Origin of the sequence: Psychrobacillus sp. FSL K6-1464 (assembly GCF_038003145.1) — a bacterium.
In the GTDB taxonomy this organism is placed as follows: domain Bacteria; phylum Bacillota; class Bacilli; order Bacillales_A; family Planococcaceae; genus Psychrobacillus; species Psychrobacillus psychrotolerans.
In genome coordinates this window covers 1429482-1442139 of record NZ_JBBOOP010000001.1, presented here as the reverse complement: position 1 = coordinate 1442139, position 12658 = coordinate 1429482, and the positions used below count along the sequence as shown (strand labels likewise).

Sequence of the window (12658 nt, the reverse complement as noted above, 5' to 3'; positions counted from 1 at the left end):
CTCCTTTCCTTTTTTAATACGGTGAAGGTTGATAGGAATAATTCGGCGTTACTTTCTCATTATTATATGGCTTATGAAAAATATGCGTGGTGGCAGGTGACATTGGAGGAATAAGCCATGTCCAATTACCTGTGACGTCACGACCTGTATCTTTCTCAATTTCTTCAAATTTCTTAAATTGTTGCGCAGCCGTATGATGATCTACAATACTGACACCATCTTTTTTGAAGGAAAACAATACAGCTGTATTTAGTTCCAAAAGAGCCCTATCTTTCCACAGAGAAGCATTAGATTTCGTATCTAATCCCATTCCTCTGGCAACTGAAGGTAACATATTGTAGCGATAGTCATCAGCTAAGTTTCGTGCACCAATTTCTGTGCCCATATACCATCCATTAAACGGAGCAGCAGCGTACGTAATGCCTCCAATCTCCAACTTCATGTTCGAGATCATGGGTACTGCATACCACTTCATCTCTAAATCTTCAAACCAATCATATTCAGGATGACGAATTGGTACCTCTAAAATATACTGCTCCGGAATATCAAATAATTTCGGTGGGTGATCCTTCACCTGAATAACAAGTGGCAACACATCAAAATTGGTTCTCTTCCCCTCCCATCCAAGTTCCTCACATTTTTTCGTAAATTCTATGGAATCGGAATCTCCAATAATCCAGTTCTCCGTTTCATAGCCAGCATATCGTATAAGCTGATGATTCCATACGCGAATATCCTTTTGTGAAAATATTGTGATAGTCGGCCGAATTCGACCTTCATTTGTCGCAAACTGCATATGGGCGATGAGTGCCTCAAATACAGCTTCCTCGTTATGTAAATGTCGTTTATCAAAAACGGTAAGGCTTTGCCAAAACAGACGACCTATGCATTTATTACTATTACGCCATGCCACCTTGGCACCGAATTCTAGCTCTTCAGTAGTGTGTTCGTAGGCACCTACTGTATTAATCTGACTTTCTATTTCTTTTAAACGTATATGCATGTCTATTTCCGCCTTACCAGTTTCCCTATAAAAAAGATGAATAAAGTCCTGTGCTTCCAATAACATTATCATAGCACCTCCCCATCTCTCCATCTTAGTAGAATGGAGCCACTACAGACAAGTGACAGAACTAAGAAAGATGTGAGGATTTTATGTCAGTAGAATTAATCGAATTAATTTATATGCTATATACATATTCGTCTACTTTATGTTAAAGTCTAGGTTACATTGAATAATTTGGTAAAAGTAAAGGAGATTTCCCCATATTATATTGTGATATGTAGTTATCTTTACACGCACCTTTTGACTCACCACAACTTAGTTCAAAAACTTAGGAGGATTTACTGTGAAACGATTTTCTGTAATCATACTTTCCGCAACATTAATTTTTGGGGTTTCTACAACAGCACCGACAGAGACAGAGGCGGCAGCTAAGGAATTTAGCAATTGCACAGAGTTAAACAAAACCTATAAAGGTGGAGTAGCCAAGGCTGCAAATATTAAAAACAAAGGCGGAAAAACTAAATTTACTCCTTTTGTATCAAAAGAGATTTATGAAGCTAACATTAAAAGCGACCGTGATAAAGATGGCATTGCATGTGAGAAGTAATTTTATAATATAGCTATTGCAGCTTAAGAAAAGTTGATAATATGTAATGCATTTATTGTATTACCTGACTAGATTCTAATTTCTACTTTTTTATATAACTAAAATAAAAAATAACCTTGAAAGGCGTTAAGCCTTCAAGGATATGATTTTTTATTTGGTTGTAATCTTGAATGTTGATCTTTGCACTTCAGGATTTTTTTAGGTATATACTAGTGCCCTACATTATAGTATATTTATATCTAGAAACATTAATGTTTAAAGAGTTCTTTACATTAAATCGGTCTTGTAGCTCAGTTGGGAGAGCACCACCTCGACAAGGTGGGGGTCGCTGGTTCGAGACCAGTCGGGACCATATTTCCAAAAGCCTTTAACCTCAATGGTTTCAGGCTTTTTTTAATTTAATTTATTACCTACATAACAAGTAGAAATTCTTCTTACGTGACCGATATGTGACGAATTTATTAAAAACGTGTTTTTTGGAATATTATCAATAGATACTTTTATAACATTAAACCACCTTCCATTAATCTGGTTGGTGGTTTTCTTGTTGCTTATTTAATTCAACACGATCAATTATTTCACATAATTCAACTGTTGCTTTTAGCTCTGTCTCTGACATGTTTAGTAACCAATCCAAGAACCCCATAACTGATTCTTTCGAGTATTTTTCAATCATCGCATCAATTTTATTATCTAGTTCTATTTCTTTTGTTTTTTCCAAATTCACTCCATAACAAATTTAAACTTTAGTGTACTATTATTGTTTCTTCATCAACTGTACCCATCATTACTAGTAATTCTAGTGCTGACATATTAGGTAAATGTTCCAAAAATACAATCGCCTCTGACGAACTATGAAAAGTAAATTTTTGCAGTTCCTTTTTCACTTCAAATAGTTCCTTAATTTTCTCTAATTGATAAAATCTAATGTTAGGTGTTGCATGCATATTTTCTCCCATGATTAATATCCCTAAATCTTTAACCATGGGACTTTCAATAAATTGAATTAGTTCCATTGATTCAAGCTCTACTGGCAAATTTATATTTAACATTACACATTCCCCCTTTTGTAACATATATTCAACATTAAAAGTGGAAGTCCTTCTATTTTATATATAAGCTTAAAGATTTGATAAATCTATTTTCGCAACATTTAAATTCTGTTGATCTTTAGTTAAGGTAAATACGAGAATCGCATTGTTAAAAGCTTCTTCTGCTTCATCTAAAAGACCGCATTTTTTAGACAGTATTCCTATCATGTGGTATACCTTACCTAATGAATACATCAATTGACGGGCTTTCATATAATGTAGAATTTCATAGGTTACCTCTAATGCTTCCTCAAAGCAATCTAACTTGTATAAAGTGTAAGCATAATTATATCTCACTCTTGGTATAAGCGTGAAATCTTCATAAATTCTTTGATTCATCAATTTTTCGTTAATTACACTGTATATTTTGAGTGCTGCTTCTACATTATTAGAAGATAGATATATGAGACCAATAGAATTTAAAATACTTATATCCAGTTCAGAACCAAAGTTTTTTATACTGACAAGTTTATTTAAGATACATAGTGCATCATCTATTTTATTCTCTGTTTTATGAAGAAGTACCGCTCTGTGCCATTGAATAAATTTTCTAAATTCTTCTTTTAAATAGATGGAGGAAATTCCTTCTAAAACTTCTTTACACTTATTTAACGTTAATTCTAATGACAAATAATCATTTCTATAAGTAAACTCTCTGCAAAGACTTTTTAATTCCTCTACTTCTTCATTCAAAGGAAACAGTGCTTTAAATGATATTTCTAATTTTAAACAGATATCATTTAATATCTCTAATCTCGGTAATTGTTTTCCTTTTTCCAATCTATGTATTGTAGATTCATTGCATACATTTTCCGCCAAAGCTTTAATAGAAAGACCTTTAGACCTTCTATAATATGACACTTTTCTTCCTAAATCCTCCACTTTAACACCCCGATTGTCGTAATCTTGCATAACATCCTATATATTTAATTTTTATTGTAGCTTATATTTATAAATAAGACATAGATTAGGAGGAAATAATGAGAAAAAAATATAGAAAGTTAGTCATTACGGTGGTTTTAGCATTCGGATTATTCATTAATTTTTCAAGTGATATACAGGCCGAATTTAATACCCCCTCCATACCGCAAGGAGCATCATTAAATAGTGACCCTATAATTGGAGATCATTAAGTCGAAAAAGCTGTCATTTAAATTTTTGTTTAGATTTAAGTAGATATAATTTTATATTTATTTGAATTTTTACATATAAAATTGAGTTTAGAGAGGAATGGTAAAATGTTGAAGGTTACAAAGAGAACAGGGGTTAGCTTTTTATTAATGTTACTAGTTTCATTGCTATTTATGGGTTCAGCATCTGCTGCTGACTCATCTACGGTAAATATTGGTGTTGGTGAATATATCAAAACAACTAGACCTATCGTGGTAGGTGCGGGAGGCACAATTCATTTAGAAGTAGTTAATACAACTTCAGCTACTCTTAAATATTCTGTAAAACGTAAAGGTGCATCAGAAGCAGAACAATCTCTAACATCTGGTAGTGTAGTTGGTAATAATAGAGCTGCATATTCACGAACTTTAAATAGTTGGGACCCTGCTGGCGAATACTATTTAGTTATTGAATCTGCAATAGGAAAAGCAAGTGGTTTCGGAAGACTTTCTGTCAATTAATTTTAAAAAGCTCCTAATCGCAAAGTTTAGAAAAAATCATTTGGAAAACCGCCTACCTTTTATGGTTGGTGGTTTTTATCTTCTTCAGCTCTATTTATAATTTCACATGACTTACCTAAAGCAATCAACTCTTTTTTACCCATCCTCGACATTTCATCCAATGCATTTAGTATTAATTCTGGATCATATTTATCAAGCATTTCCTTAAATAATTCTTCTGTTCTAACCAATAAAACCACAACCTTAATCCATTATCGTAACATCCACAATTTCATCTAGTTTCAAATTTAGTAAAGAAAATGGATCTTCTAGTTCAATAACTCTTCTTCTTAGATCCACACTTTCTATAATGCCTCTTTTGTAAATAAATGCTCCATCCCTCCACAACTTTACTTTAGTATCGACTTTAGTCTTAATAGCCATATCTAAAGTATGTTGAATAGCATCATAGTCCCATTCATCTAAATCTGGTTTAGGTTCTCTTTTAATTTCTTCGCCGTATTGTCTCAGTAAAGATACGTGTTCGGTAAGCATCATAGCTACCCACTTTTTATTACCTCTGTCTTTCAACTTGGAAATATCAAAAACTTCTACTGGTTCGTAAAATTCATTATTCATACAACTTCAGGCTCCCTATGTATTATGGGAACAAATGCGAGTACATTATCTACCTTAAAAGTCCTTTTGGTATTTCGCAAAAAAACAATAAGCTCTAAAGACATTGCCCTCCACAATTAATACCTTTACTCTTCGTTTACTGATTTCACCATGGTTATTCATGTAAATCATTTCGACTATTTGATTAAGCTGCATGGACTTTAAAATATTTATACGCACATCCGTTCCCTCCTTCTTGTAATTACTATAAGAACAATCGTTCTAATTTATAACTAGAAATTTCTGGGCAAATAAAAAAAGCCGACTCATAAAGAATCGACTTTCAACTTTCAACTTTCAATTATATATATCTTCAACTACTTTAACATCAGAGCCAGAAATAAATTCTTTTATAGTATATCCAGCATATTCACCTTCACCAGAATGATATAATTCACCATGTAGCTTACCATTAACAATTGTGTATTTCTGAAAAGCAGCAAAGTAACCAACATCTTCACTAAAGTCTTTTAGAAGCATGCCGCGCGTTCTTAAAGGATTGTTCTGTCTGTGCAATATTCCTTTTTCACTTGTTACAATCCAAACAGGGTCTTTAAAGAATGATATTCTCAAGTTCATTGGTACATCTTTAAATACTACTAAGTTTGTTGAATGTACTCGATAGCCACCACTCATCCAGTAATAAACTTTACCATCATAATTTTCAACATCATAAACTCGTAAATAATTACCTTTCTTTACTACCATCGATACAAATTTACCAGAACTATCTTTCTTATAGACTTTTACGTCCTTCTTAAAAGTCATTTTACCGGATTGGTCTTTTACAATTTCTGCCCCATCCCATATTACTTTTTCTTGTGCCTGTGCTGGTGCTTCAATTGAGAAGTAAGCTACTCCTATGAATAGTATAGCCATGAACCATTTTTTCATTTTTATCCAATTCCTTCCGTTTCTTTTTCAACTAATATATCATACTTAGATTTGTATCAAACCAATAAAGTTAATTAACTGGCTTATTCTACGTTAGTTGAGCAAGACTATTGTATTGTACGTGAAAAGGTAAATTAAAAAAGCCCTACTCGAATGAGCAGGGCTGGGATGGGTAAACTATTTTTATTTCACTCTCAAAGCTTGTCCAATACGAATTGTATAATTGGAATCAAGACCGTTCCAATCTTTAATCTGTTGTGCTGTGCTACCATACCTTTGACTTAAAGAATAGACTGTATCACCAGAAACAACAGTGTGATATATGGCAGTGTTTTTATTTGGAAGATTGAAACACTTAACAATTCCCTTTACATGACCTCGAGCTAGAGATTCAATGAAGGAAGTTGTTTTCAATTTTGCAGCATCATTTGTATTATCGATAAATCCATTTTCAGTCAAAAGAGCTGGCATATTGGATTCACGGAGCACATGAAAGTTTTGTTGTTTCTTGCCACGATCAGTAAAGTTCACAAGCTTCAAGATTTCTGAATGGATATTACTCTGATATGTCGTTGTTGGGACTCCTGAACCTGGGTAAATGAAATCTTCATAACCAGTTCCACCACCTGTATTAATATGAACAGATAGGAAGAAATCAGCGCCCCATGAGTTAGCTTGGTTTGTACGAGCTGCTAGTGATGGGAATGTATCACCTGTTCTACTCATTAAAACTGATACGTTATTGTATTCGGCTAATAAGATATCTCGAATCCTTGTAGAGATTTGTAGAGTTAAATTCTTTTCTTGTAACCCATTTCCTACTGCACCTGGATCTGTCCCACCATGTTCTGCATCGATAAATAATTTTACCATTAATAATCACTCCATTTTAGTTTTTTGTATTGTTAATTACAAACGCTTGTACAACTGATTAAATTTCAAATGACAACCACCTCTTTCAAAATAAAAAAACCGCCAGATGGCAGCTTATTTTGGTTTCTGGTATTTCATCGCTTGTGGGCTATCCTTTAGACCTTTTGTTGTTGGGTCAATTAAAAAAGCCACTACAGCAATAAATACTGTAATGACTAAATGAGGTGCTAAAATAGATTTCTTAGCAATATCCCAAACCATTGGCCAAGTTGTTAAATCCTCCAGATGAACTCCAAAAACACCCCCGATGGGTGCAACAATTGCCAAGATTAAAGCAGCATAAAATAATGGATTTTTGAATCGTACTTTCCAGTTGATTTTCATTGTGTATTTTCCTCCTTGGTTTCTTCCTTTTTTAATATTTCACTCTGTAAAATCTCATTTTCCTTCAGTAAAGTAAGTTTATCCAAACGTGCCATTTCGGGATGTCTCTCTATACTCATCTCTTTTCCACTAGGTGCTTTGTGAAGTTTTTCTAAAGCATTATAAAGAATAGGTGGAATTGGTAACCCTATTTGTGCTGTATTCTCTAAAATTGAAATACACTCGTTAACAATAAAAAAGCTCGTTACTCCAAGTATCACAAGACCCTTACTGTCTTGTCCTGCAGATAAAGCAACATATTCTACGGCACCAGCCATGCCTATCAATACAAAGATGGCCACTTTTTTTATGACACCCGACATTCCCACCGTACTGTTCCAACTCTTGGTCATAAACGACCTCATGACACCTGTTACCATATCTAATAACATTAAAAAAACGAGTACCACTATCGCCTCGTTGATTATCTGTAGCATATACATACCGAAGCTTGCTATTAATGCTCCAATCGATTTAAACCCAGTTATTTGCAAACGTGTCACCTGCTTTCTCTCCTTCCATCATCCTTAGTCCCACTTTAGATATATGGATAAATAAAAAGAGCACCCAATTGGATGCCCCTACTTTTGATTATTTTATCTTCGTAATGATTTCTTCAGTTTAATATTCCATTCACCTTCATCTGGTCCATTAAAATCTTTCACCATAAATGGACCTGAAAAAACCGTTTTTCCTTTTTCTTTTTTAAAAGTGAGTTTCTTGACCATCAATGCATCTTGTTGACGTTTTTCAAAAAGATTCAGCAACCGAACTGTCGGACGTGGCTACATGGAAAAACTGACCGTTTTCAGCATAAAGACCTTCCCCTACAACCGCATCTATTTCATCTGAACACTCGATAAATTTATTCAAACAAATCCCTCCCTCTTTCATCCACAATTCGACAAAAGAGGAGGGGAATCCTTCTAGACTATTATTTATTGTTAAAATGCTTTATGTTCTTATTGTTTATTTTTTCGACCAAAGCGTTCACTTTCAATATTTAATATAGTCGTTCAAAAAACTGTGGAGGGCATAAGAAAAAGCACCCTCTAATGTGAGTGCTTAAATTCTAATCATTCACTTGTCAAACCAATCTTTTCTTAATGAAGTACCTTGAAAAGGTTTATCGTAATATTTATCTGATACCTCAACATCGGCCATTACTCTTTCTAACTTTCTGATTCTTTGAACTAACCCATTATCAGTTCTGTTTGAGAAAAAATCTTCATGGTTTTTTCTAATCAAAATTATGACTTGATCAGCGGCCAAATCCCATGTTCCAAGAACCTTATACCATGCTCTATAAGTTTCAATATAGTCCGACAATACCTCATTGTGTTTAATTTCCCACTCAGCATTTCCCCAATGTAATAATTCTGACAATATAATCCTCCCTGTTTATGAAATAATACCTTAACAATTATATGGTGATAAAGGATTATAAATGACATAAAAAAAATAAACGCTAGCTTATGCTGCGTATAACGTTCCTTACATAAAAACAACGCCCATGTGGACATTCTATTTCGTTATTTCTGCTTTAATACCGCTCATTTGCTGCTTTATTTTACTGATTAAAGTAGGTCTACTATTATCGAAAACGAGTTCAATTTGTTTTCCACTAGGCTCATAGATTTCTTTTACCTCTGTGATTCGAGCATCACGGGTAATTCCCCATTCACGATTTTGTAACGTGACAATATCACCTAGATCATAATCTTTTTCGTATTCTAATCTAGATTTAGTAAGAGCCTGTCCTTCTAAGTAAACTTCCTGTACATACTCGGTTAACGTTTGATTTCCTCGATTGATTAAATCGGCTTCAATTTCTTCTGGAGTACGAAGAGCTGGGTATTGATCATCTGTTACCTCTAATACGTCCCTAGCATCCACAAATAACTCATAGCGATCATGACCAGATGATTCTCCAACTTCTACGATACGTCTTTCTATACCTTCACCTTGTCCGGCGACGACTGCATAATTACGAAAGTTTAATTCTGATTCCGCATAGCTAATTTGTCCAAGTGTATTAAACTCTGGACTAAAAATAGCAGGTGTTAGTATAGATTGTTCTGTTGATAAATTGCGACCTTTAAGCACTTTAAAAACATATTTCTCTGTCTCAATGTCAATCTCTATATTCCAACCAAGACCGCTCAATAAACTTATTTCAGCCAGTTCTTCAGCAAGATTCTTATATCTGGATTGCCAACTAATATTCTCTCCATTCATCTGATTAACACTGAGGATAATATCTTTCATTCGTCTGTTGTCGTCCACAGGATTGATAATGTTGTTTGTCACATAATGTCGCATGACATTCTCTGCATTATCTTGTTTATTGTCATATGCAGTTGTGGAGGGCGGATAGGTTATTCGTTGATTTGTCCATGATTTCAATCGTAATGCTCTAATAATCCAATTTTCCGATGCTTTACCACTTGCATCTAATTCAATTTCACAATGCTTAATAACATAAGCTTTGTTAAGCTTGTTGTGTGGGAAGATAATTCTTCCTTTTATTAATTTGCTTGCTCCTGGTAGGTATCGATTGATCCTTAACTCTAAGGCTCCTATACCATGCCAAGATCGTGTAATTTGTAATGACGAGTAGAGATTAACTTCATTAATTAGTTGAAAATGTCTCGTCATAACTCTTATTGGCAACGACATTTAATCACCTCTTTTCCAAAATTAAAAGAGCACCCATTGTGGATGCTCTCACTTTTGTTTTTTCATTAATTCATTAATAACTGTAAACTCTGCAATTGAAGCTGATGGAAACCCCTCACCATGAGAAGAGTGGTATTTTTTCACATAAATTTCTTGCGCATGTGCGTTATATTTACCATCGACAACCCACAAATCAACAATGAATGTCTGTCCATTAAAATCAATAACTTTTCTGTCAACTGGATAACTCAATAAGTATTCACCTCTTATCCCTATTTCGATAAAAAGAGGAAGAATCCTTCTTAATCACTAACATTCATTACGACACATAATGTTCCTAGTGTATATTAAAAATAAATTTTATAAATATCACTCGATTTTATGAATGTTTTTATAACTCTTCTCCACAGTATCTTTGAGTTCTCTTTGAATTTAAAAATCCATTGCTTAATACACCCACTATCTCCTTAGTTTATCAGATAAGTCAGCTATTCTAAGGGCATTTGACTCCTAATCAATACCGTTATAAGCTAATAAAAAGGAGGTAGTGCAAAATGATTAAAATACCTTATTACCTTTCAAACTTTCTTACTATTGTAGGGTATCTTGTGTTAGCTTATATCCTGTTCTATTCATTTTACGAAGTTTTTGATGGAAGCTATTTTTTCGGATTAATAGCATTGGGATTATCTTTATTCGCAATCTCAATGTCTCTGAAAGATAGTGCCGATAACAAAAAGGGCCTTGATATTATTAGAAAAGAATTACTAGATAATAGTGATTTATTAAAGAGTATCAAGCAACAAAATGAACAGATCGAGAAAATTTTGGAAACCCACCATCAAAATAGTTCTAATAAAATAGAAACACCTATTAACAATATCACTCTATTTCCAATAAATTTAATATCTAATAAGGATCTCAAATGATTTTTGAGATCCTTATTTTCTTCTATAAGATATAAAAAATAACGCTAGCTTACGCTGCGTTTTCGTTGATATCATATCCCATTGTCGTTAATTTCTTCGATCCCGTCAGCTAAACTGTTCACCCCCTACTTGTATAAGCATGTTTCAGGCTGGTTGGGACATTGATCCCGTTTAACAAGCGAACCTATGACATTACAAGAAGCCTTAGGGGATACCGACTAATTTTATATTACTAGGAGGGAATTTACGTATGAACCCAGTGGTGGGTCTTGATGTAGCTAAAGGAGAGAGTCAGGTTCAAGCATTTTTAGATAAAGGCAAACCCTATAGAAAGAGCTTTAGTATTCAACATAACTTGGAAGGATTGAAGAGATTTCTTGATTTTCTTCAAGAAATAGAAAAATCAGCTGGCGGTTATCAACCTTCGGTCGTATTAGAGTCAACTGGACACTACCATACTCCAGTTGTCCAGTTTTTAGAGGAACAAAACTATGTTTATATAGTGATCAATCCCCTTATTTCCCATAGAGCCAAAAGCTCTAGTTTACGTAAGGTGAAAACGGATGCGATCGATGCTTATCATCTTTGTGAACTTTATTATAAAGAAGAATTAGAACCATATAAAAAGAGAGGAATACAACTATTAAACCTTCGTAATTTAACAAGACAACAAGAAAGTATTGCGGAAATGGCAGCTAAAACTAAGTTACAGCTACATTCCTTAATAGATCAGGTATTCCCTGAATTTAGAGGTGTATTTGGAAGTCTCTACTCTAAGGTATCACTACTTACCTTACTCGCATTTCCAACATCCGAAAGCGTATTAAGTGTCGATGAAAAAGAATTGACGGAGAAGATATCTTCCCTCTGTAACAGCCGATCGGAGAAATGGGCAAACGAAAGAGCACAGAAATTAAGAGAGGCCGCTCTTCGAAACCCGTTTCAACATAACCAGTATCAAAGCCATATTTTTAATCTGGAGATGTTAATAAATATTGTTCTGCAATATCAAGAGCATCTATCAAAGCTAGCAAATGAAATAGATTCAATCGCAAAAGAGATAGAAGAATATAAAATACTCCAATCTATCCCCGGAATCGGTGAAAAAATCGCTGCAACGATTATTTCGGAGATAGGAGAGATAGATCGGTTTGACGCCGCCAAAAAACTCGTTGCATTCGCAGGAGTCGATCCTAGCGTTTACTCTTCGGGTAAATTTACTGCATCCATTAACAGAATTACCAAACGGGGTTCCAGCAGACTTCGTCATGCCCTGTATATGGCTATTCAAAGTGGCATCCGAGATGCCCGTAAAAAGAAGACAACGGATGAAATCATTCCTCGCAATAAAAGACTGAGAGAGTTTTACGACAAGAAACGAGAAGAAGGAAAACCCTTTAGGGTAGCCATTATTGCCTGTGTAAATAAGCTCTTACACTGGATTTATGCCTTACTAAAAAACCGAACTACTTTCCAGGATATAGCATAGAAACTGTATTTATATTAATTCACCAAAACCTTCCAAAAGTGATTTAGAGGAAGGTTATTTGGCATGTATTTTTTTAGTATATCATGAGGTTAATAATTTTTTTAGTGAAAATATTGACAAACTATTAGCTGGTTTAGTTTAATAACTTCTAGTCTTTACTGGAAATAACATTTAAAATAATCAAAAATACTTTTTCATTATTAAATTCACCAACGTTTACTAATTGGTGAAGTTCGACCGATTCCCCTTCATTTAAACTTGCGTGCTTTATGGCATTATCTAGTGCCTTTGAAAAAGAAAAATCCTCGTAAACTCTCGCAATGGTCCATTCAATAACTAATTGATTACCTATCCTCAATTAAATTCACCTCATTTAATA

The 12658-nt window shown here is 34.1% G+C and carries 22 protein-coding genes and 1 tRNA gene; 6 read left to right on the top strand and 17 right to left on the bottom strand.

Translation table 11 applies throughout. The features are described 5' to 3' along the window. Nucleotides 1–13: 13 nt before the first annotated feature. Nucleotides 14–1075 carry a nitric oxide synthase oxygenase gene (locus MKX39_RS07015; protein WP_340768915.1) on the bottom strand — a complete coding sequence of 354 codons (1062 nt, stop codon included), beginning with the start codon at nucleotides 1073–1075 and terminating at the stop codon, nucleotides 14–16. A 274-nt stretch (nucleotides 1076–1349) separates the two neighbouring features. Here MKX39_RS07015 and MKX39_RS07010 point away from each other — a divergent pair, with 274 nt between their 5' ends. Together MKX39_RS07010 and MKX39_RS07005 are read left to right on the top strand one after the other, a co-directional pair. Next, the gene (locus MKX39_RS07010; protein ID WP_340762021.1) at nucleotides 1350–1613 is read left to right on the top strand and encodes an excalibur calcium-binding domain-containing protein; all 264 of its coding nucleotides are present in this window, start codon (nucleotides 1350–1352) and stop codon (nucleotides 1611–1613) included. Nucleotides 1614–1892: 279 nt separating this feature from the next. Beyond that, a tRNA-Val gene (locus MKX39_RS07005) sits at nucleotides 1893–1965 on the top strand. 171 nt (nucleotides 1966–2136) lie between these two features. Here MKX39_RS07005 and MKX39_RS07000 read toward each other — a convergent pair. The 3 genes from MKX39_RS07000 to MKX39_RS06990 all read right to left on the bottom strand — a co-directional run bounded on the left by MKX39_RS07000 (nucleotide 2137) and on the right by MKX39_RS06990 (nucleotide 3616). Continuing rightward, complete coding sequence (locus MKX39_RS07000) at nucleotides 2137–2334, bottom strand: hypothetical protein (RefSeq protein WP_340768914.1); 198 nt, start codon at nucleotides 2332–2334, stop codon at nucleotides 2137–2139. Between the two features lie 25 nt (nucleotides 2335–2359). Next, entirely contained in the window at nucleotides 2360–2665 is a 306-nt protein-coding gene (locus tag MKX39_RS06995; RefSeq protein ID WP_340768913.1) for a hypothetical protein, read from the bottom strand. A 69-nt stretch (nucleotides 2666–2734) separates the two neighbouring features. Then, nucleotides 2735–3616 carry a helix-turn-helix domain-containing protein gene (locus MKX39_RS06990; protein WP_340768912.1) on the bottom strand — a complete coding sequence of 294 codons (882 nt, stop codon included), beginning with the start codon at nucleotides 3614–3616 and terminating at the stop codon, nucleotides 2735–2737. A 68-nt stretch (nucleotides 3617–3684) separates the two neighbouring features. Here MKX39_RS06990 and MKX39_RS06985 point away from each other — a divergent pair, with 68 nt between their 5' ends. Beyond that, nucleotides 3685–3837, top strand: a complete 153-nt coding sequence (locus MKX39_RS06985) for a hypothetical protein (RefSeq protein WP_340768911.1) — start codon at nucleotides 3685–3687, stop codon at nucleotides 3835–3837. 105 nt (nucleotides 3838–3942) lie between these two features. Then, entirely contained in the window at nucleotides 3943–4335 is a 393-nt protein-coding gene (locus MKX39_RS06980; protein WP_340768910.1) for a hypothetical protein, read from the top strand. A gap of 59 nt (nucleotides 4336–4394) precedes the next feature. On the opposite strand, the gene MKX39_RS06975 is transcribed toward MKX39_RS06980, so the two are convergent. The 12 genes from MKX39_RS06975 to MKX39_RS06920 all read right to left on the bottom strand — a co-directional run bounded on the left by MKX39_RS06975 (nucleotide 4395) and on the right by MKX39_RS06920 (nucleotide 10113). Continuing rightward, nucleotides 4395–4565 carry a hypothetical protein gene (locus MKX39_RS06975; protein ID WP_340768909.1) on the bottom strand — a complete coding sequence of 57 codons (171 nt, stop codon included), beginning with the start codon at nucleotides 4563–4565 and terminating at the stop codon, nucleotides 4395–4397. 13 nt (nucleotides 4566–4578) lie between these two features. Further along, nucleotides 4579–4953 (bottom strand): YolD-like family protein, encoded by a 375-nt coding sequence (locus tag MKX39_RS06970; RefSeq protein WP_340768908.1) that lies wholly within the window; start codon nucleotides 4951–4953, stop codon nucleotides 4579–4581. A gap of 54 nt (nucleotides 4954–5007) precedes the next feature. Continuing rightward, nucleotides 5008–5172 (bottom strand): transcriptional regulator, encoded by a 165-nt coding sequence (locus tag MKX39_RS06965; RefSeq protein ID WP_340768907.1) that lies wholly within the window; start codon nucleotides 5170–5172, stop codon nucleotides 5008–5010. A 117-nt stretch (nucleotides 5173–5289) separates the two neighbouring features. Next, nucleotides 5290–5886: a hypothetical protein gene (locus tag MKX39_RS06960; protein WP_340768906.1), complete on the bottom strand. Its 597-nt coding sequence runs from the start codon at nucleotides 5884–5886 to the stop codon at nucleotides 5290–5292. A gap of 183 nt (nucleotides 5887–6069) precedes the next feature. After that, nucleotides 6070–6759, bottom strand: a complete 690-nt coding sequence (locus tag MKX39_RS06955) for an N-acetylmuramoyl-L-alanine amidase family protein (protein ID WP_340768905.1) — start codon at nucleotides 6757–6759, stop codon at nucleotides 6070–6072. 114 nt (nucleotides 6760–6873) lie between these two features. Next, nucleotides 6874–7143, bottom strand: a complete 270-nt coding sequence (locus tag MKX39_RS06950) for a phage holin (RefSeq protein WP_340768903.1) — start codon at nucleotides 7141–7143, stop codon at nucleotides 6874–6876. Beyond that, the gene (locus MKX39_RS06945) at nucleotides 7140–7685 is read right to left on the bottom strand and encodes a phage holin family protein (RefSeq protein ID WP_340768902.1); all 546 of its coding nucleotides are present in this window, start codon (nucleotides 7683–7685) and stop codon (nucleotides 7140–7142) included. Before MKX39_RS06945 ends, MKX39_RS06950 begins: the two co-directional genes overlap by 4 nt. A gap of 93 nt (nucleotides 7686–7778) precedes the next feature. After that, complete coding sequence (locus MKX39_RS06940) at nucleotides 7779–7910, bottom strand: hypothetical protein (RefSeq protein WP_340768900.1); 132 nt, start codon at nucleotides 7908–7910, stop codon at nucleotides 7779–7781. 22 nt (nucleotides 7911–7932) lie between these two features. Next, nucleotides 7933–8055, bottom strand: coding sequence for a hypothetical protein (locus MKX39_RS06935; RefSeq protein ID WP_340768899.1), 123 nt, complete (start codon nucleotides 8053–8055; stop codon nucleotides 7933–7935). A gap of 207 nt (nucleotides 8056–8262) precedes the next feature. Continuing rightward, nucleotides 8263–8568: a hypothetical protein gene (locus MKX39_RS06930; protein ID WP_340768898.1), complete on the bottom strand. Its 306-nt coding sequence runs from the start codon at nucleotides 8566–8568 to the stop codon at nucleotides 8263–8265. A 138-nt stretch (nucleotides 8569–8706) separates the two neighbouring features. Then, nucleotides 8707–9861, bottom strand: a complete 1155-nt coding sequence (locus MKX39_RS06925) for a siphovirus ReqiPepy6 Gp37-like family protein (protein WP_340768896.1) — start codon at nucleotides 9859–9861, stop codon at nucleotides 8707–8709. Nucleotides 9862–9909: 48 nt separating this feature from the next. Continuing rightward, nucleotides 9910–10113, bottom strand: coding sequence for a hypothetical protein (locus tag MKX39_RS06920; RefSeq protein ID WP_340768895.1), 204 nt, complete (start codon nucleotides 10111–10113; stop codon nucleotides 9910–9912). Between the two features lie 302 nt (nucleotides 10114–10415). Here MKX39_RS06920 and MKX39_RS06915 point away from each other — a divergent pair, with 302 nt between their 5' ends. Together MKX39_RS06915 and MKX39_RS06910 are read left to right on the top strand one after the other, a co-directional pair. Continuing rightward, nucleotides 10416–10790: a hypothetical protein gene (locus MKX39_RS06915; RefSeq protein WP_340768894.1), complete on the top strand. Its 375-nt coding sequence runs from the start codon at nucleotides 10416–10418 to the stop codon at nucleotides 10788–10790. 250 nt (nucleotides 10791–11040) lie between these two features. Next, complete coding sequence (locus MKX39_RS06910) at nucleotides 11041–12279, top strand: IS110 family transposase (protein ID WP_340768892.1); 1239 nt, start codon at nucleotides 11041–11043, stop codon at nucleotides 12277–12279. Nucleotides 12280–12427: 148 nt separating this feature from the next. On the opposite strand, the gene MKX39_RS06905 is transcribed toward MKX39_RS06910, so the two are convergent. Further along, entirely contained in the window at nucleotides 12428–12637 is a 210-nt protein-coding gene (locus MKX39_RS06905; protein ID WP_093496779.1) for a hypothetical protein, read from the bottom strand. Nucleotides 12638–12658: the final 21 nt, after the last annotated feature.